This is a genomic window from Staphylococcus sp. 11-B-312 (assembly GCF_016743055.1).
Classification (GTDB): Bacteria; Bacillota; Bacilli; order Staphylococcales; family Staphylococcaceae; genus Staphylococcus; species Staphylococcus ureilyticus.
In genome coordinates this window covers 160,108-177,575 of the sequence record NZ_CP068241.1, presented here as the reverse complement: position 1 = coordinate 177,575, position 17,468 = coordinate 160,108, and the positions used below count along the sequence as shown (strand labels likewise).

Sequence of the window (17,468 nt, the reverse complement as noted above, 5' to 3'; positions counted from 1 at the left end):
GAGCTTTTGCTCTGTCTAAGTACTCATGCCTGATCGAATCAGTAACACGTGCTTATTTATTGTTGTGTTAAGTGGTTGATATGTAACGTTAAATAAATAACTTCTGCTTCGTATACCGTGACACCTAACTGTTTTTGCATCATTTTCATTATTTTGACAGCAACATTATAGCACAGCGGATAATGCGCTTTCAACATCTTTTCAAATTCAGTTTGCGACTTGATCGTTTCCCCTATACTCAGTCTTCTAATTAAAAATTGAATATGTCTAATAAATCTTTGATATTGTACAGACGTCGTATCAATAGATTGGTGTAAATCATGCTCCACAATTTGAATACATTTACTGATTAAATCATTAATTTTATTCATTTCGCTCATTGTTAGCTTTTCCATATTAGAAGCAATATGTAATGCTATAAACCCAACCTCATCTTCTGGAAATTGAAGTGACAATACTGAATTGAGTTTATAGATAACTGAAGCAGCTATTTTATAAGCTTCAGGGTATAGATGTCTCGTTTCGATTGCAAAAGGGTTATTAATATATTGATTTTGCATGAGTCGTTTATATGCAAATATAATGTGATCCGTTAACGCTACAATTAAGCGATTATCATCAATTTCTAAATCTGTATTAGTAATCATATTAATCGCTTCAATAATCGCTTGAATGACAGAATCATCGGCATGTTCAATAAGTGCTTTATAATGTTCTTGTTGCTTTTTCTGTTCTAGCGCATAAACTTTTTCTATCATTGTCTCATCATCTACAACCATCCCTGGTCTCTTATTGAACCCGATTCCTTTGCCAATAAGTACCACTTCACGCTTTTGATGCATACAAATAATAACATTATTGTTTAATGGTTTTGTAATTTGATATTGACCCATCATATACACCTTTCTAAGTTATTGCTTAAAATTATATAGCGTATTTTAATAAATTAAAACTAAGAAGATGTAGCTCTTTCAAATTAATCATATTTTATAAAAAAGATGGTGTTTTTCTCTATCGTGATAATGAAAGCTTATTTAAATTTTATATTTCTCTCTGTCTATATAATCATACATTCAACAAATTAAATTTCTACAAACACTGAATAGTTATGATTTCAAATTTTCATAATATGTCTTAGAATGACTATTGATGCTAAGGTTTTCAATTTGTAACGTTGTGTGCTTGATATTGTATTTATTTTCCAATAATTTAGAAACATTATTTATGACATTAAATGATTCATCCTCAGACCGAGCACTTAGTACAACATGGGCACTTAAAGAAAAGTGTTCCGTGGTTATACTCCACAAATGAAATTCATGAACATCATCAATCCCTTTTATACTTTTCATATCAGCAATTAATTTATCAATATCGAACTTTTCAGGCACAGCTTCCATCAATACAAACCAAGCATTTTTAGCAATCTTCCATCCACCACGTAATATAATTAAGGAAATGATGATACTGATGATTGGATCTATCATCTGCCATCCTGTTATGTGGATTAACACGACAGCAACAATAACACCGATTGAGTTTAATAAATCCCCCATGAAGTGCCATAATGCGCTTTGAACATTGATATTGTCTTCCTGTTTTAAAGAACGTACAAGCACGATTGTCAAAACGATATTAACGAATAAACCAATCGTGGCTATGATAACCATAACACCACTTTCAATTGGTTGTTGATAAATCATACGCTTAACTGCTTCATACAGTATCCATAATGAAATAATCATTAATGCTAAACCATTTAAAAAAGCAGCTAATATTTCTAATCTCAGATAACCAAATGTAAAACGTGACGTAGGCTTTTTCGTTGCAAAATATATCGCAACCATAGACAAACTTAATGCGATAACATCACTTAACATATGAAACGAATCAGATAACAATGCTAAAGAATTTGAAAGTATGGCACCGACAAACTCTACTATGGTAAATATCAGTGTAATAATAAATGTTAGCCACAGTGTTAATTTAGAGTTTTGTTGCTTTTTCCGATGATCAACGTGATGAAAATATTCTCTCCTACTCAATAACTTTAGCCTCCTATTCATTTTAACTACACTAAATTATACCTTCTTTCTAAAATGAATTATACTATTATTTTATATTAAAATATAAATATTATTGAATTGTTTGTCTTTCTATAATCGAACTCCCACAAAAAGAGCATATATAGCACAATTAAATCCTTTATTTTACTAATCCATTGAATAAATGTAAGCTAAATATGATATAAAAAGGGAGGCAAACATATGTTAAAAGACAAAATCGCAATTATTTCAGGTGCAGCGAGTGGCATTGGGTTGGAAATTGCTCAGGTGTTTTTAAATGAAGGTGCAAAAGTTGTATTTACCGATATTAATCAAGATGCATTAAATCGTACAGTTGAATCATTTAAATCAAACGGCTTTGATTGTATTGGTGTTACTGCGGATGTTTCTAATGAAAAAGATGTAGAAGCATTAGTGGATAAAACCGTAAAACAGTATGGACAAATTGATATTTTAATTAACAACGCAGGTCTTCAAAACGTGGCAAATATTGAAGATTTTCCAACTGATAAATTCAAACAAATGATAGATATTATGCTAGTTGGTACTTTTATTATGACAAAGCATGTACTTCCGCTAATGAAGCAACAACAATACGGACGAATTTTAAACATGTCTTCTATCAACGGACTTGTAGGATTTTCTGGCAAATCTGCTTATAACAGTGCCAAACACGGCATCATTGGTCTAACAAAAGTTACAGCTTTAGAGGCAGCCGAAGATGGTGTGACAGTCAATGCGATCTGTCCTGGATACATTGATACACCACTCGTTCGAGGCCAAATGAATGACCTTGCCAAAATAAGAAATGTGAGTGTTGAACAAGTATTAGAAGACGTACTATTCCCATTAATTCCACAAAAACAACTTGTAAATATTCAAGAAGTTGCTGATTATGCTGTATTCATTGCTAGCGATAAAGCTCAAAGTGTCACTGGACAAGCAATCGTAATTGACGGCGGCTATACAGCACAATAATTTTTAACAATTACAAAGACGATTGCTTTATTTAAAATTTGTAAAGCAGTCGTCTTTTTATAATATATATGATCATGAGCGCACAGTACGCGCAGACAAACCGAAGACTTCCCGAGTGTGTAAATTGCCATATTAGCTCTGTTCCCATGATCAATTTTCGTATAAGTACATAAACTGATTTCTAGTTTTTCTAATATACCTCAAAATTTCGAATAATTTGATTCACAAAATGAATCATTCAGTATTTAATTGTCTATAACCTTTTTTCTTTACATCTCTTTTTTATAAGTATAAATTGATAACTGTAGTAAGTAACCTGTATGGAAAGAAGGAAATTGTAGTATGCAAAACTCAATAAAGTACCGTAAATTCATTTTACCTTTAGTGATCGGTATACTTATTTGGCTGCTCACCCCTTTCAAACCAGATTCACTTAGTATACAAGCTTGGTATATGTTTGCTATTTTTGTGGCAACGATCATTGCTTGTATCACACAACCAATGCCTATTGGAGCTGTATCTATACTAGGTTTTACTGTCATGGTAATTACAGGCGTCTCTGATATAAAAAATGCCGTACAAGGTTTTGGCAATAATAGTATTTGGCTCATTGTCATAGCTTTTTTTATTTCAAGAGGCTTTGTGAAGACAGGCTTAGGACGACGTATCGCATTACAATTCGTTAATCTTTTTGGTAAAAAGACCTTGGGACTCGCGTACTCACTCGTAGGCGTAGATCTTATATTAGCACCGGCAACACCTAGTAATACTGCACGTGCAGGTGGTATTATGTTCCCAATTATTAAATCTTTATCTGAATCATTTGGCTCAGACCCAAAAAAAGGTACAGAAAGAAAAATGGGTGCTTTTCTAATTTTCACTGAATTTCAAGGTAATTTAATTACTGCTGCAATGTTTTTAACTGCGATGGCTGGTAATCCGCTCGCACAAAACCTTGCAGAAAGCACTGCGAATGTACATATAACATGGATGAACTGGTTCTTAGCTGCACTTGTGCCAGGCTTGATTTCTTTGATCATAGTACCGTTCATTATTTATAAAATATATCCACCCAGTATTAAAAAAACGCCAAATGCTAAAAACTGGGCACATAAAGAATTAATGAAAATGGGTAAAATATCCATTCCAGAAAAATTTATGATTGCTATTTTTATCATAGCACTCGCTTTATGGATTACTGGAAGTGTCATTCAAATAGATGCTACATTAACAGCATTTATTGCACTTTCACTCTTACTCATTACAGGCGTTTTAAATTGGAAAGATATTTTAAATGAAACTGGCGCCTGGAACACATTAATTTGGTTTTCAGTGCTTGTATTAATGGCTGATCAACTTAATAAACTGGGCTTTATCCCTTGGTTAAGTAAGTTAATTGCATCCAGCTTAGGTAATTTTAGTTGGCCAATCGTGCTCATATTATTAATTGTTTTCTATTTTTATTCACACTATCTTTTTGCAAGCGCAACGGCACATGTTAGTGCGATGTATGCTGCACTATTAGGAGTCGCTGTCGCCGCTGGTGCACCGCCATTATTCAGCGCTTTAATATTAGGTTTCTTCGGTAACCTATTAGCTTCAACAACACATTATAGTAGCGGTCCTGCACCGATACTATTTTCTGCTGATTATATAAGCCAAAAACGTTGGTGGACAATGAATTTTATTCTCGGTATTGTTTACTTTATCGTTTGGATTGGCATAGGATCAATTTGGATGAAAATGATTGGTATCATGTAATATGAACTCACAACGTTTTTCTATTATAAAAAGGTTAAGTTGTTTGTTGATTTTACGCGCAACTTAACCTTTGTTTTATATATTTTGAATTATTAATTAAGACATTTTGATAATAATTCTACCGGCATCGCCATTTGCTAACTGATCAAAACCTTTATTAATCTGATCTAATGAAATGACGTCACTGATTAATGGATCAACATTGAGTCTGTTTTGACGATATAAACTCACGAATCTTGGTATATCACGATCAGGAACACAACTTCCAACATATGAACCTTTAATCGTCCTCTCTTCAGCAGCTAACGTTACTTGTGGAAATGAAAATTCTGCTTTTGGATCAGGTAAACCTGTGGTCACTGTTGAACCACCCCGTTTTGTTATCGCGTATGCTACTTGCATTGCAGGTACTACACCTGCTGTTTCAAACACGTATTCAGCGCCACCTGTTACATATGTTTTAACATCATCAATCACATTTTCATCACTTGAGTTAAACACTGCTGTTGCACCTAAAGTTTTAGCAATTTCAAATTTATCTTCGTTAATATCTAAAGCAATAATCTCATTAGCACCAGCCAGTCTCGCACCTATTATAGCATTGAGTCCAATGCCACCAAGACCCACTACCGCTACGTTACTCCCCGGTCTAATCTGAGCTGTATTTATAACAGCACCTATGCCTGTAATGACAGCACAACCAAACACTGCTGCTCTTTCATAAGGAATTTCTGGATCTATTTTAACTATTGAATTTTCTGAGACAACAGCATATTCTGAAAATCCAGAAACACCTAAATGATGATGTATGACATCTTTTTCTTTAGATAGTCGGAACCCACCTTCTATCATCTCACCTTTCTCATTGGAAGCTGCACCATTTTCACATAATGCAGGTCTTCCTTCACGACATGGTATACATTTACCGCAACTAGGGATAAAAGTACAGACAACGTGATCTCCAACTTCAAAATCACTAACACCTTCACCTAGTTCTATAATTTCACCTGCAGCTTCATGGCCAAGCGCCATAGGCATTGGTCTTGGACGACTACCATTAATCACTGACAAATCAGAGTGACATAAACCCGCGGCATGAATTTTAATTAGCACTTCATTTTGTTTAGGGGCGTCAAGATTTAAAGTTTCTATTTTTAAAGGCTTCATTTTTTCATATGGCCCTTCAACACCCATTTCATATAATACTGCAGCTTTTGTTTTCATTGCTTCACACATCCTTTACTCATAATAACCATCCGTAGACTTTCTAAAAGATTCAAATTGGTTACCATCATGGCCAAACCAAATCTCTGCATTCTTTTCTTGAGCAAGGCGCTTAATATATTCCACTGAATTTGCCCAACCAACCGAATCATAAAGAATACCAGGTGGTTGTAATTTAGGTTCCATACTTTCTTGTGTGTAAATAGCATCAGAGGCTAAGATGAGTGTTCCTAACTCTTCAGTTTCAATTTCCAAACCAATCATTCCCCAGGCATGTCCACTACCAAAGTTAAGTACTTTCACACCATCTACAAGGTTTAGATGTGCTTGATCTCGCGCTATAGTTTGCCAAGTCAAATCACTTTTAATCCAAGCATCGATATCACTCCAAATGTACGCACCTTCTTGTTGATTACGCGCATAACACTTCATTGCACCACTGAATTCATCATCGTGAACAATTACAGTTGCGTTTGTAAAATATTCTAAACAACCAGCATGATCAAGATGTAAATGGGAAGCTACTACTATATCCACATCTTTAGGATCGACACCTAATTGTTCTAGTCTATTTGGTAAGTGGCATGATTCATCAGAAAAATAAGGGAACGCTTTTTGTGTTGCATTAATCCATCGTCCTTCTTCGCCCATTGAATTCGGATTACAAGCAGTATCAAATAATATCTTAGCATCCGGATGATCTATAAAAACGGTATAAATCGGAAATTCATGTAGTTCATTTTCTTTATTTGGATTATCTAATGTCGCTTGGTTTGAATTTGCAATCATTAAATTTTTATCCATTTTCATTCGCCCATTATCCAACACATATATTTTCATACGGTCTTTTTTTATATTCACCATACCAATCACCTCTTAGTATAATATTACACTAAAATGTAAGGGTTTTCCATAAATATACTAATACTTGCACTCAACACTTATATAAAAATGAATTATTATATTTTCACTTGAAATTCAATCAACTTTCGACACTTTTCTACGTACAAATGCAGTTTGTCCATATCACACAAAACACACAATACACTTTGGCACTTTTTACATACCCAAAACACCAAATAGTGTTAAACTTAAATTGAAAAATGTGAATATTTTCACAAAATAGGAGGAGACGACTTTTATGAAGAAGATTTTTATCGCAGGTGCTATCCCAGAAGCCGGGCTTAATCAACTTGAACAACATTTTGACGTAGATATGTATACTGGTGAAACGCTAATTTCCGAAGCATTATTAATAGAAAAAATTAAGGATGTAGATGCATTAATCACTTTATTATCTACTAACGTGAGCCGAAAAGTTATTGAAACTGCACCAAAATTAAAAATCATAGCTAACTATGGTGCTGGTTTTAATAATATTGATATTGAAGCTGCGCGTGAACACGATATCAATGTGACAAACACACCCATTGCTTCAACCAATTCAACTGCAGAGTTAACAATGGGTATTTTACTTGCTGTTGCAAGACGAATTCCTGAAGGAGATCAACTTTGCCGTAATGAAGGATTTAACGGTTGGTCACCATTATTCTTTAGAGGACGTGAAGTATCTGGTAAAACAATTGGTATTATAGGATTAGGTGAAATTGGTACTGCCGTTGCAAGACGTGCTAAAGGTTTTGATATGAATGTGCTTTATTCAGGTCCTAAACGTTATGAAGATAAAGAAGCTGAATTAAATGCTGAATATGTTTCACAAGACGAACTTTTAAAACGTTCAGACTTTGTAACTTTAAACTGTGCATATAATGAAAAGTTAAAGCACATGATTGACTATAATGCGATCAAAAAAATGAAACCAACTTCATATTTAATCAACGCATCAAGAGGTCCAATTGTTTATGAAGAAGAATTAGTAAAAGCCCTAGAAGAAGGTATTATTGAAGGTGCAGCACTTGATGTGTTTGAGTTTGAACCGAAAATTACTGAAGCACTAAAATCAATGAAAAACGTAGTTATCACACCACATATTGGCAATGCGACATTCGAGGCAAGAGATATGATGGCTGAAATTGCAGCATCTAACGTAGTGAAACAACTTAGCGGTGAACAACCAAACTATATTGTAAACTAACAGGAGTGAAAAATATGCCACAAACATCCAATCGCTTTTTTAAAATAAATGAGTTACAACATTTTTCTGACGACGCAGCGAAAAAAACTATATTTTATGAAACACGACATTCAGCTGGTGCGGTTTGGTGTCTTAAACCAGGACAATCATTACCTTGTCACACACATAAAGATGCAGATGATGTTTGGATTGTACTACAAGGCGAAGGAACATTTTTCACAAATGATAATGAACAAAAACCCATTAAAGCCGGAGATATATTCGTTTCATTCCCAGGAGATGCGCACGGCATGACTAACACCGGTGATGAAGACTTTGTCATGTTAGGTTTTGCTACACCAATGCCATTGGACTTCAACCCATATGAATGTGCACAATAAGCGCGATGTATTTTAATTATTATAAAATTAAAACCACCTGTTTCACGGGTGGTTTTCTTTTGGGCTATAAGTCTGCTTTAGTGGCTAGGGCTCTTAAGTGGTATTGGATTAATTTTAATAACCTTTATATTCTTTAACATGTTTTTCTTGATCTTGTATATTTTTCTGTTGTTGTTTCATTTATCACCTATTTGACTAACATCATTCAACTTGTGGAAAGTAGATGTGCTTAAATATTTACCAATGATATAATAATGAAGTCGCCTTAACTTCCGGCGATGTTTTCGACGGAAGGAGGTGAGTGTCTGTGGACTTTTTATTCGTAACGGTAATTGCACCTGTGATAACCGGATGTATTGTAGCTTGGTTTACCTATCGGTTAAACCAACGCAATAAATAGGCGACTATCCATATCACATAAAGAGCCCCAACCTACGGCAATAGGTTGGGGCTCGGTGTATATCTACGGACTTTCTATTCGTTATTTATATTATAACATCATAGTGAGTAGGAATGCAAAATGCTTTAAATGCGATACACTATCGATGTGCAAATATACACTCTTTTAATAAAATAAATGTTTCACTATTAATCCTTTTGTTTATTTATCATGACTTGAATGTATAGAGCAATCCAAAGTTCGTTAGGGTAAGGTATAACTGATTCAGTTGAACCAATTGCTATATTGTGACTTTCTCCTCTCCGTCGAGTTACTATATTTTTACCTAAATCAAAAAATGAACGTTGCGCTGCTAATATTTCATTGTTTTCTTTTCCTGTTATCATTGTTTTAGTTGAAAAATAAGGATTATTAAAATTATATGTGTCGTTACTGTCTGAAAAAACATAAGGAGTTTGTTGTTTTATTCCTCCTTTTAACAATTTTATCATCTGTAACATCCCCACTTCTTTTCCATCAACAAAGACACTATAATGTGGCCTTAAAGACCATAATTTAATTCTTTTTAACATAATATTATGATCTAGTGATGTAAGTTTAACACCATAAACAGGGAAAATATCAAATACACTTAGCCATTTTTGAAGATTATTATTAAAATATGGAGTCCATATCGTATCGCTCATACCATGAACTTTGATATGTATACCATCGAATATGTACAATGGGGCTTGATAAAAATATTCATTCTTTCTTAAGTTAGGACTTTTTTCATATAACGTAAGTTCTCTTTTATATTTTCGTTTAGAGTAACGTCTTATCATAATAGTTCCCAATAAAACAATAATGCTCGCCACCCAAAAAATAACTAATATCCATGGGGAAATGGAGTTATTAAAAAATCCCACCATGCTACCAATCATAAATATTGTTACTAAAATTGTTTCAACGAATAATACTAAGACAGGCAACTTTATAACTCCTTTCAAAAATATTGAATTTTTTTCCTTAATGCAATATAACATAGTATAGTTTTGTTAGTTCAATAAGTATCGCTTGAAAGCTAACTATATTTAGTTAACATGCTAATTATTTTCAATTTTTCTTTTCAATTGATTAGCCTCTTTTGTAGCTAAATTCGAATAATACTTATTTGAAAAGAACATTTGAATAATCAAAAATGCAGCATTAATCGTCCAATATAGCCCTAAAGCCGAAGCTGAGGTGATTGAAATATATATGATGAATATAGGAGAAATAATTGCCATGATATAACCCATAGAACGTTGTTCTTTAGGCATATTTTCCATATTTATTAAGGGTTGTATAATGTATAAAATACCAGCAATTATAGTAATCCAAATATCAGGCTGTGTTAAATTAAACCAAAGAAAATCAGTATGTTCATTTAAACCACCACTCGAAGGCCATTTTAACGAAACGTAGAGTCCAAATAAAATAGGCATTTGTATAAGTAATGGCAAGCATCCTAGCATTGTCTTCATAGGATTCATATTGTACTCTTTATATTTGTCCATCATTTCTTGATTCGCTGCCATTTTTTCTTCTTGCGTATTCGCTTTTTTTATTTTCTCTTGTATCTTAGTTAGTTCAGGTTTCACAAATTCCATTTTCTTACGCATCAAATGCCCATTTTTAGATTGAGCTAACATGAACGGTAACATGATAATTCTAACGATTAACACGATTGCAATGATTGCTAATCCATAATTGTTATCAAATATAGAACCTAACCAGTGTAAAAGATGATCCATTGGTACTGCAAAAGTATGATAGAAAAAGCCATTTCTATTTTCTGGCTTTGAATAGTCACAGGCTGAAAGCAAAGTAAAACTTAATAATAGTAATGCTATTAGTTTTTTTCTATGTATCAATTATTTTTCATCCCTTTGTTATATATTCTGTACACATCTTCTTGTATAGATTTAAAGTTATCCAAAGCCATAAAATCCTCATTTTCTAAAATCCTAGAGCTTGCTATATTCAAAGTATTTTCATAATTTGCTGGTAAGCGATTCTCTAATGGTAAAGTGTTTAGCCATTCGTCAATTTTATTAAAGAATTCATCTTTTTGATAAACAAAATTTTGAGTTAAATAATCAAAGCATTGGCAATACCGCTTCAAATATTGAATGGTTTTATTATCATCATTTTTAACGTAATATAATGCAAGTTTATAATAACAGTTCATACTTAGGTGTGGATACAAATAATCCACATTAAAAGCTTTATTTACATAATGAAGTTTAGACTCTAAACACTCTATAGGAACAGAATATAAGTCAAAAGTAAGCATTAAAGCAAAGTCATGCATATAAATCATTAGAGATTGGTACATATCTGTCTGAATTACATTTTTTGCTTTTGAAATATTACCTTTTTGTAAATAAGCTAAAGTTAAGGTAGCATTTTCACCAATTTTTAAATCAAAATCGGGTGTATTATCTATAACTGATGAATAGTCACCTTCAAACATATACATTAATGTTTGATATCCTTGTGCATGTCTTTTCAAATATATAGATTCCGAGTTGTCCTCTGTCGTTTTAATTATTTCATGTGCCAATTTTGTTGTTTCTTTTACTTGCATTTCATTCTCACAATATAAAATGTTATTTGCTAAAATCCCTAACAATGAGTTGAGAAACTTAAATTCATTACAATGACTAATATAGTAATCACGTACAGTTGATACATATTCTTCATAACTAGTTTTATTGATCATCTTAGATAATGATATAGATACTTCCTTAATTTCTTCATCTGTCATAGTAATACTATAGTTGAGCAGGTCATCCACTGAAATATTAAACACTTTTGCTAGTTTTGGTAACATTGTAATATCAGGATACAGTGTGGCGTTTTCCCACTTAGAAATAGTTGTTTTTGTTGTATTGAGATACTCAGCTAATGCTTCTTGAGTCATTCCACGTCTTAAACGTTCTTGTTTGATTGTTTTAGATATTTGAATCATTAATAACACCTCTTATAATTAATGTTACTAAAAAATTTAAATAAGTTATATTTCTTATATATCAACATATAGAAACAAAGTTTCCATATGAGAAACTATAGAATGCTAAAAACCATCACTTATAAAAAGAGATGGCTTAAAAATTTTGTCACAATGACAAACGCTAAAGAATCAAGGTTTTATAGAAAAATATTTTATTTAAATCAGACGTTACTCATGACAATAGATAAGTTTAAATAGTTGAATTATTTGTAATATTAGTAATGGTTAAAGTCGTAAATTTTAATATATTTTTTAGATGCAACTCCTCTCTAGACCAAGAGTCATATTTTTCATATAATAAACCTATTTTATGATTAGATAATTCAGTTAATGCTGAATAAGAATATCCATAACGGGGATAATCAATATCATACTCGTTATTCCAGTCTATTATATTATCATTTTCATTAATATATCCTAACCATATTTGACCGTGTCTTCTACCTTTAGTAGAATTTGGTGTGCTCAATATCACTGCTGATTTACCATTTATTAATTGTGAGTACTTAATAACTGATAATTGAGTTCCATAAGAAGTGTTTTCGACGATATCTAAATATTTCACTTCATCCCATGTATCTCCATTATCTAGACTCGTCATATACCCTATTTTACCAGTGGTAGTTCTCATATATGTTTGTATTACGCCAGGTTTAATTTCTACCATTTGGGCTTCTGCAGTCGCATTAGAAAAAGGAAGAGGAGCTTTTCTTGACTCCCATGTATCTCCATTGTCATCGCTAATAATAAATACCATTTGTTTATCTGAATAAGATGAAAAAATAATCCGATTATTTTTAGTAGCAATTAAGCCTTGTCCCGGACTAAGATAAGATGCATTATGACCAATTCCGAGAAAGGGTGGTAATAAAAGTGGAGCCTCCCAAGTCTCGCCTGAATCGCTCCTTGTTGTATATCCTATGAAATTAGTAGGCGTTATTTTAAATAAGGCATCCTTATAAAATATATTCATTTTAACTGTATTACCATTTTTATATTCAACAAGTTCTTTGTTGTCAAACTTGATCGAATACTGCTCAATAGTTAGGTATTTACCTTCTTTTTTAAATTATAATAATTATCCACACTATATTCAGTTGGAGTGTTTGAATTATCATTATAAATTACACCGTTTTCTCTAATAGAATAGTTATATGATGATTCATATTCATATTTTAATTTTAAGTACAACTGCTCATCTATCTTTTTAAACCCTGAATCATCTTTTAATGCATTACTATTTCCAATTCCAGCTGGCATGAAATCACTCATTAAAATTACTTTATTAGTTTTTTTATCTTCTACTAGTGCGGAATCAATAAAGGAAGCGCTACCACTTATTTGTTCTTCTTTTCCCACTTTATCTCTAGGCCAATCAATAGTTTGTTTAGCATAGTCTTCAAACTCTAATGCTAATTTGGGATGTGACCACGTCATGCCATTATCATCGCTATAAGAAGTAGTAATATTTATTTTACTTGGAGAATCATGTGTTCCTCCATACCTAGCATCTGCACTTGCAAGTACTCTTTTATTACTTAAAGTGTATAAAGCAGGGATTCTAAAATAATTTGCTTTTGTAGCGTCTCCTGCTTTAAAAATCATTTTATTTGTGAGGGCATTAGTAGTTGCATTTATTAATTCATTTTCAGTTAAAAGTTCATTATATATCTTAAATGATTGTATTTCTCCTTCAAAGTTAAAATCAAGTTTTCCTGATCGTATAACTCCACCCAATACATAGGAATTCGCTCCTAAAATTTTATTAATAGGTTTAAATCTTGAAACGCTCTCCGACGCTATTTTTTCTCCATTAGCGTACAATGTATAAGTCTTCTTTTGCGAATCTGAGACAAATGCTATAATATTGGAAACTTGCCCTTCTTGATTTTTTCCCCATAGAGAAGCAGGTCTTGAAATTAAATGGTTAATATCTTCATTATTATCTCTAATTTCAGCACCTAGCTCCCCGTCATTTCTAATGAAAATGTCAAAATAATTATTTTCAAAACCTTCATCTTTATTTGAAATTCCAAATAAAGCTTGTAAAGCATTTTTATTATTCGACTTAAATTTAATGATAATTGCGGAATCTTCTGACACAAATATTTGATTTAACTCATCCGTTATATCTAAACTTTCATTTTTTAACACTACGTTATTTTTTTCAAAAATTGGCTTATACTCTATATTAGAATTATTTTCCATAAAAATTCACTCCATCCCGATTTCCGAAAATTTTTCAACTACAGTTCTTACAAAAAATGCTTCCTTATTTCGTCTTTAACTATTTGATTTTAAAATGCATTAATTAGGTATTCTCACTTTAATAACAACTTTTTTAATACTCATTTTTTCTTTATTACAACAACCTGGTGTGTGTATATCGTTAGGGAAAAGTATCGTGAACATCCCTGGAATTAAATTCAATTCAGATTCATTTTGTACCTTACTATATAATAGAACATCGTCACTTTCTATTTTATTGTCATTTATAACATTTTTTTCCGAAGGCGGCGCCACATATATAGTTTCTTCGCCATAAACAAGATATTGTAAATCAATATATTGAGAATGACGTTCTGCCATTTTTTCAGTTTTATTAATTGTTGTTACTTCTTGTACAGAAACAAACATGTTATCTCCATCAATTTCATAATTCCCTGGTTTTACATTTGACCATTCTGTTCTTTTTATATAACTTAATGCTTTATTAATCAAAGGAGAAAACCAGTCTTGGTCAAAATCATTAATACTGCCTAATATCATGTTATCACCTCTTGTTTTAGCAAGATATTAAATAAAAGCCTTACTTTATTTAATATCTTCTACGTTTATTTTTTCATCTTTTTCTAAAGATAAAGTTAAAGCATCAGCTGTAGCAATTGAAGATTTTGCAGCTGTACCATCTAATAGTGGATAAAATTCTTCTGAAACTTTTCCACCTTGTAAAATATAATGTAAAAATTCCATTTCTTCTCTCATAATAGAATGTAGCCACATTGGGGGTTTTTGGCTAGGTCTCCCATACGCAATCGCTCCATCTGTTTCTGTCGCTTTATTAATTTTTGCACGATCTTCATCGATTTCTTTTGTCTCGTGTAATAAAAAGTACTCTTCTTGACTAGGCGTTTTCAATATAACTTGCGCGTTTTGTAAATCAATTAAAATTGCTCCTTTAGTACCTTGTATTTTCACAAAATGATCACTCCATCTAAATGCTGAGCCATATTGTAAAGTAGCAAATTTATTTTCTGGAAACTCTAAATTAATAAATAACATATCTTCTTCGTTACCAAATTGTTCCCCTTGGTGCGCTACATTACCTCCAATCATTGTGACTCTTTGCGGTTCTCCCATCAAAAACTGTATACAATCTAACTCATGGATATGATGATACAAATGACCACCTGAAAATTCCTTTTGTTTTTTCCAGCTTAATTGAGTTTGCTCTTCCTCCCAACCATTTCGTTCAGCATGAGAAAATAAAATATCTCCTATATATCCTTCATTAATTAGTCGTTTTGCTGTTCTAACTCCATTCATGAAATTCATTACATGTCCTGCCATAAAAATAACTTCATTTTCTTTGGCACTATTAACCATTTCTTCACAATCTTTATATGATAAAGCAATCGGCTTTTCACAAAAAACATGTTTTTTATTTTTAGTAGCTAATAAGACAGGTTCTTTATGATAACAATTAGGCGAAGCAACAATAACAGCATCAATATCCTCACGTTCACAAAGGGATTGGATATCAGTTTCCATATCACATTGTAATTCTTTTGCTATCTCATCAGAATTTTCTGGATCATAAACAGCAGAAACTTTCGCATCCTCTAATTTACTTAATTCTCTTGCGAGTCCTGTTCCAAAGTATCCTGTACCCACAATTCCATATTTAATAGTATTCATATATAATCACCTTCAACAATTTTATTATAAAGTTATTTTGTTTATCTCTGAACTCTAATAGGGTTCTTTAAAATATAGCCATAACTAAAAGCTGATATTATTAATAGTATAGCTCCTATTAAGAAAACCATTTGAAATGAACTAGTTGTTTGTACCACTACGCCAGTTACCATCGGAGCTGTAGCCCCTCCTAAAAATCCACCAAAATTTTGAATACCTGCTAAAGAGCCTACTTTATCTTTTGGAGCAACATCAGTACTTAAAGTCCACATAACACTGGGAGGGATAGAGCTTGCAAAAAATCCGATAGATAAAAAGACTATGGCTAAAACTGTGCTTGAAACGTACGGAACTGGTATAACAGAAATAGCTGATAATATAGCAGCCCCTACAATTGGAAATTTTCTAGCTTTGATTGGAGCTACGCCTTTTTTAATTAAATAATCTGCTAATAATCCACCAATTGGGACACCAAAAATACCCGCAATAAATGGAATGGAAGACACCCAACCAGTAGTCATTAGGTCTAGTCCTCTTCCTTTAGATAAATATCCTGGAAGCCAGGTAAGGAAGACCCAAAGCGTAAAGTTAGTACCAAATGCACCTATTATCATTCCCCAAGTCGATCTGAATTTAAATAATGAAGACCAAGTTAAATTACTACTATTCTCATCCTTGCTCTCTTCTTCTATTGCGTTTATTTCATAATCATTTTCGGGCTTTGGATCTTTATAAAATATTATCCAGAGAATTACGAAAATAAAACCAAGTGCTCCAATAGATATAAACATTATTCGCCATCCTGCAAATAGCATAACTGCAGTTAGTATTGGAGGAGCAATTGCTTGTGCAATAGTTGGCCCCATGTTAAAAACTGAGGTTGGAAACCCTCTTTTTTCTTTGGGAAACCAGCGATTTGTAACTTTAACACCTGCTACAAAATAAGGAGACTCGGAAGCACCAAGTAATATTCTTGCAAGTAACATAAATATAAATCCATTTGCAAATCCACTAATTACAGTAACAAGTGACCAAAAAACGATTGCCCAAGTTAATATTTTTTTGGGGCCCTTTTTATCCACTGCCCATCCTGATAATAAACTTACTATTGCATATGGCCATGCGAAAGCAGATAATAGAACACCCATTTTAGCCTCTCCAAGTCCGAATTCATCAGCAATTACGATATTCGCAATACTTATATTTGTACGGTCAAAATAGTTTATAATTGCTCCAAACAGTAAAAGTAGAACCATAAACCAACGGAAACGATTAATAGATTTCTGAGACTCAGGAAAACCTTTGGACAATTTACTACTATTCATAAACATAACCCCCTTTATTTTTTAATATACAGAATCAAACGACTGTATAAAGATTTCTTTTTTGCATAAATGACCCTTTTTATAACCACTCCATTTTCTTTATTGCTATTAAATAGATATTCACCTAATATTGTAAGCGTTACCATATACTTGTAACAATGCTTTTTTTAAAAATAAAACATTTTTCTTGAAAAAAGTGAAAATTTTTTCAATATACACTTAAGGATTTAATAGTAACTAAAAATGCATGTATCATTGACTATTTAGATATTATATGTAAAAAA

Annotated in this window: 17 protein-coding genes; 5 read left to right on the top strand and 12 right to left on the bottom strand. The window is 32.4% G+C overall.

Annotated features, from left to right (window positions below):
* Window positions 1-56 precede the first annotated feature (56 nt).
* Both glcT and JG554_RS00810 read right to left on the bottom strand, forming a co-directional pair.
* Complete coding sequence (glcT, locus tag JG554_RS00815) at window positions 57-893, bottom strand: glucose PTS transporter transcription antiterminator GlcT (RefSeq protein ID WP_070038803.1); 837 nt, start codon at window positions 891-893, stop codon at window positions 57-59.
* A 213-nt stretch (window positions 894-1,106) separates the two neighbouring features.
* Window positions 1,107-2,066 carry a cation diffusion facilitator family transporter gene (locus JG554_RS00810; protein WP_070038800.1) on the bottom strand — a complete coding sequence of 320 codons (960 nt, stop codon included), beginning with the start codon at window positions 2,064-2,066 and terminating at the stop codon, window positions 1,107-1,109.
* 201 nt (window positions 2,067-2,267) lie between these two features.
* Here JG554_RS00810 and JG554_RS00805 point away from each other — a divergent pair, with 201 nt between their 5' ends.
* Together JG554_RS00805 and JG554_RS00800 are read left to right on the top strand one after the other, a co-directional pair.
* Entirely contained in the window at window positions 2,268-3,044 is a 777-nt protein-coding gene (locus tag JG554_RS00805) for a 3-hydroxybutyrate dehydrogenase (RefSeq protein WP_070038796.1), read from the top strand.
* A 342-nt stretch (window positions 3,045-3,386) separates the two neighbouring features.
* A complete protein-coding gene (locus tag JG554_RS00800; protein WP_046206908.1) occupies window positions 3,387-4,805 on the top strand; it encodes an anion permease in 1,419 nt (472 codons plus the stop codon).
* A 96-nt stretch (window positions 4,806-4,901) separates the two neighbouring features.
* Here the strand turns inward: JG554_RS00800 and JG554_RS00795 are convergent, their stop codons facing one another.
* Window positions 4,902-6,029 (bottom strand): zinc-dependent alcohol dehydrogenase family protein, encoded by a 1,128-nt coding sequence (locus tag JG554_RS00795; RefSeq protein WP_070038793.1) that lies wholly within the window; start codon window positions 6,027-6,029, stop codon window positions 4,902-4,904.
* Between the two features lie 15 nt (window positions 6,030-6,044).
* Window positions 6,045-6,893: an AhlS family quorum-quenching N-acyl homoserine lactonase gene (gene ahlS, locus JG554_RS00790; RefSeq protein ID WP_046206906.1), complete on the bottom strand. Its 849-nt coding sequence runs from the start codon at window positions 6,891-6,893 to the stop codon at window positions 6,045-6,047.
* A gap of 277 nt (window positions 6,894-7,170) precedes the next feature.
* Here ahlS and JG554_RS00785 point away from each other — a divergent pair, with 277 nt between their 5' ends.
* The 3 genes from JG554_RS00785 to JG554_RS00775 all read left to right on the top strand — a co-directional run bounded on the left by JG554_RS00785 (window position 7,171) and on the right by JG554_RS00775 (window position 8,904).
* Complete coding sequence (locus tag JG554_RS00785; protein WP_070038790.1) at window positions 7,171-8,124, top strand: NAD(P)-dependent oxidoreductase; 954 nt, start codon at window positions 7,171-7,173, stop codon at window positions 8,122-8,124.
* 14 nt (window positions 8,125-8,138) lie between these two features.
* Window positions 8,139-8,504, top strand: coding sequence for a cupin domain-containing protein (locus tag JG554_RS00780; protein ID WP_070038787.1), 366 nt, complete (start codon window positions 8,139-8,141; stop codon window positions 8,502-8,504).
* A 301-nt stretch (window positions 8,505-8,805) separates the two neighbouring features.
* On the top strand, window positions 8,806-8,904 hold the full coding sequence (locus JG554_RS00775) for a type I toxin-antitoxin system Fst family toxin (protein ID WP_338014907.1): 99 nt from the start codon (window positions 8,806-8,808) through the stop codon (window positions 8,902-8,904).
* 188 nt (window positions 8,905-9,092) lie between these two features.
* Here JG554_RS00775 and JG554_RS00770 read toward each other — a convergent pair whose 3' ends face one another.
* The 8 genes from JG554_RS00770 to JG554_RS00735 form a co-directional block, all read right to left on the bottom strand.
* Complete coding sequence (locus JG554_RS00770; protein ID WP_238394780.1) at window positions 9,093-9,893, bottom strand: hypothetical protein; 801 nt, start codon at window positions 9,891-9,893, stop codon at window positions 9,093-9,095.
* Between the two features lie 96 nt (window positions 9,894-9,989).
* The gene (yidC, locus tag JG554_RS00765) at window positions 9,990-10,796 is read right to left on the bottom strand and encodes a membrane protein insertase YidC (RefSeq protein ID WP_238394794.1); all 807 of its coding nucleotides are present in this window, start codon (window positions 10,794-10,796) and stop codon (window positions 9,990-9,992) included.
* Window positions 10,796-11,899 (bottom strand): helix-turn-helix domain-containing protein, encoded by a 1,104-nt coding sequence (locus JG554_RS00760; RefSeq protein ID WP_070038778.1) that lies wholly within the window; start codon window positions 11,897-11,899, stop codon window positions 10,796-10,798. The genes yidC and JG554_RS00760 overlap by 1 nt, the downstream gene beginning before the upstream one ends.
* 232 nt (window positions 11,900-12,131) lie before the next feature.
* Window positions 12,132-12,914, bottom strand: coding sequence for an exo-alpha-sialidase (locus JG554_RS00755; RefSeq protein WP_203265340.1), 783 nt, complete (start codon window positions 12,912-12,914; stop codon window positions 12,132-12,134).
* Window positions 12,915-12,985: 71 nt separating this feature from the next.
* The gene (locus JG554_RS00750) at window positions 12,986-14,149 is read right to left on the bottom strand and encodes a sialidase domain-containing protein (protein ID WP_203265339.1); all 1,164 of its coding nucleotides are present in this window, start codon (window positions 14,147-14,149) and stop codon (window positions 12,986-12,988) included.
* Window positions 14,150-14,248: 99 nt separating this feature from the next.
* A complete protein-coding gene (locus JG554_RS00745) occupies window positions 14,249-14,710 on the bottom strand; it encodes a NanQ anomerase/TabA/YiaL family protein (RefSeq protein WP_070038775.1) in 462 nt (153 codons plus the stop codon).
* A 45-nt stretch (window positions 14,711-14,755) separates the two neighbouring features.
* On the bottom strand, window positions 14,756-15,859 hold the full coding sequence (locus JG554_RS00740) for a Gfo/Idh/MocA family protein (protein ID WP_070038772.1): 1,104 nt from the start codon (window positions 15,857-15,859) through the stop codon (window positions 14,756-14,758).
* A gap of 41 nt (window positions 15,860-15,900) precedes the next feature.
* A complete protein-coding gene (locus JG554_RS00735; RefSeq protein ID WP_070038769.1) occupies window positions 15,901-17,184 on the bottom strand; it encodes an MFS transporter in 1,284 nt (427 codons plus the stop codon).
* Window positions 17,185-17,468 lie beyond the last annotated feature (284 nt).

Bases quoted from the DNA above. Each gene is read 5' to 3' on its own strand.
- JG554_RS00785 (WP_070038790.1), top strand. From the start codon at position 7,171: ATGAAGAAGATTTTTATCGCAGGTGCTATCCCAGAAGCCGGGCTTAAT.
- JG554_RS00780 (WP_070038787.1), top strand. From the start codon at position 8,139: ATGCCACAAACATCCAATCGCTTTTTTAAAATAAATGAGTTACAACAT.
- JG554_RS00745 (WP_070038775.1), bottom strand. From the start codon at position 14,710: ATGATATTAGGCAGTATTAATGATTTTGACCAAGACTGGTTTTCTCCT.
- JG554_RS00800 (WP_046206908.1), top strand. From the start codon at position 3,387: ATGCAAAACTCAATAAAGTACCGTAAATTCATTTTACCTTTAGTGATC.
- glcT (WP_070038803.1), bottom strand. From the start codon at position 893: ATGGGTCAATATCAAATTACAAAACCATTAAACAATAATGTTATTATT.
- JG554_RS00755 (WP_203265340.1), bottom strand. From the start codon at position 12,914: ATGAATATATTTTATAAGGATGCCTTATTTAAAATAACGCCTACTAAT.
- JG554_RS00750 (WP_203265339.1), bottom strand. From the start codon at position 14,149: ATGGAAAATAATTCTAATATAGAGTATAAGCCAATTTTTGAAAAAAAT.
- JG554_RS00805 (WP_070038796.1), top strand. From the start codon at position 2,268: ATGTTAAAAGACAAAATCGCAATTATTTCAGGTGCAGCGAGTGGCATT.
- JG554_RS00735 (WP_070038769.1), bottom strand. From the start codon at position 17,184: ATGAATAGTAGTAAATTGTCCAAAGGTTTTCCTGAGTCTCAGAAATCT.
- ahlS (WP_046206906.1), bottom strand. From the start codon at position 6,893: ATGGTGAATATAAAAAAAGACCGTATGAAAATATATGTGTTGGATAAT.
- JG554_RS00795 (WP_070038793.1), bottom strand. From the start codon at position 6,029: ATGAAAACAAAAGCTGCAGTATTATATGAAATGGGTGTTGAAGGGCCA.
- JG554_RS00740 (WP_070038772.1), bottom strand. From the start codon at position 15,859: ATGAATACTATTAAATATGGAATTGTGGGTACAGGATACTTTGGAACA.
- JG554_RS00810 (WP_070038800.1), bottom strand. From the start codon at position 2,066: ATGAATAGGAGGCTAAAGTTATTGAGTAGGAGAGAATATTTTCATCAC.
- JG554_RS00760 (WP_070038778.1), bottom strand. From the start codon at position 11,899: ATGATTCAAATATCTAAAACAATCAAACAAGAACGTTTAAGACGTGGA.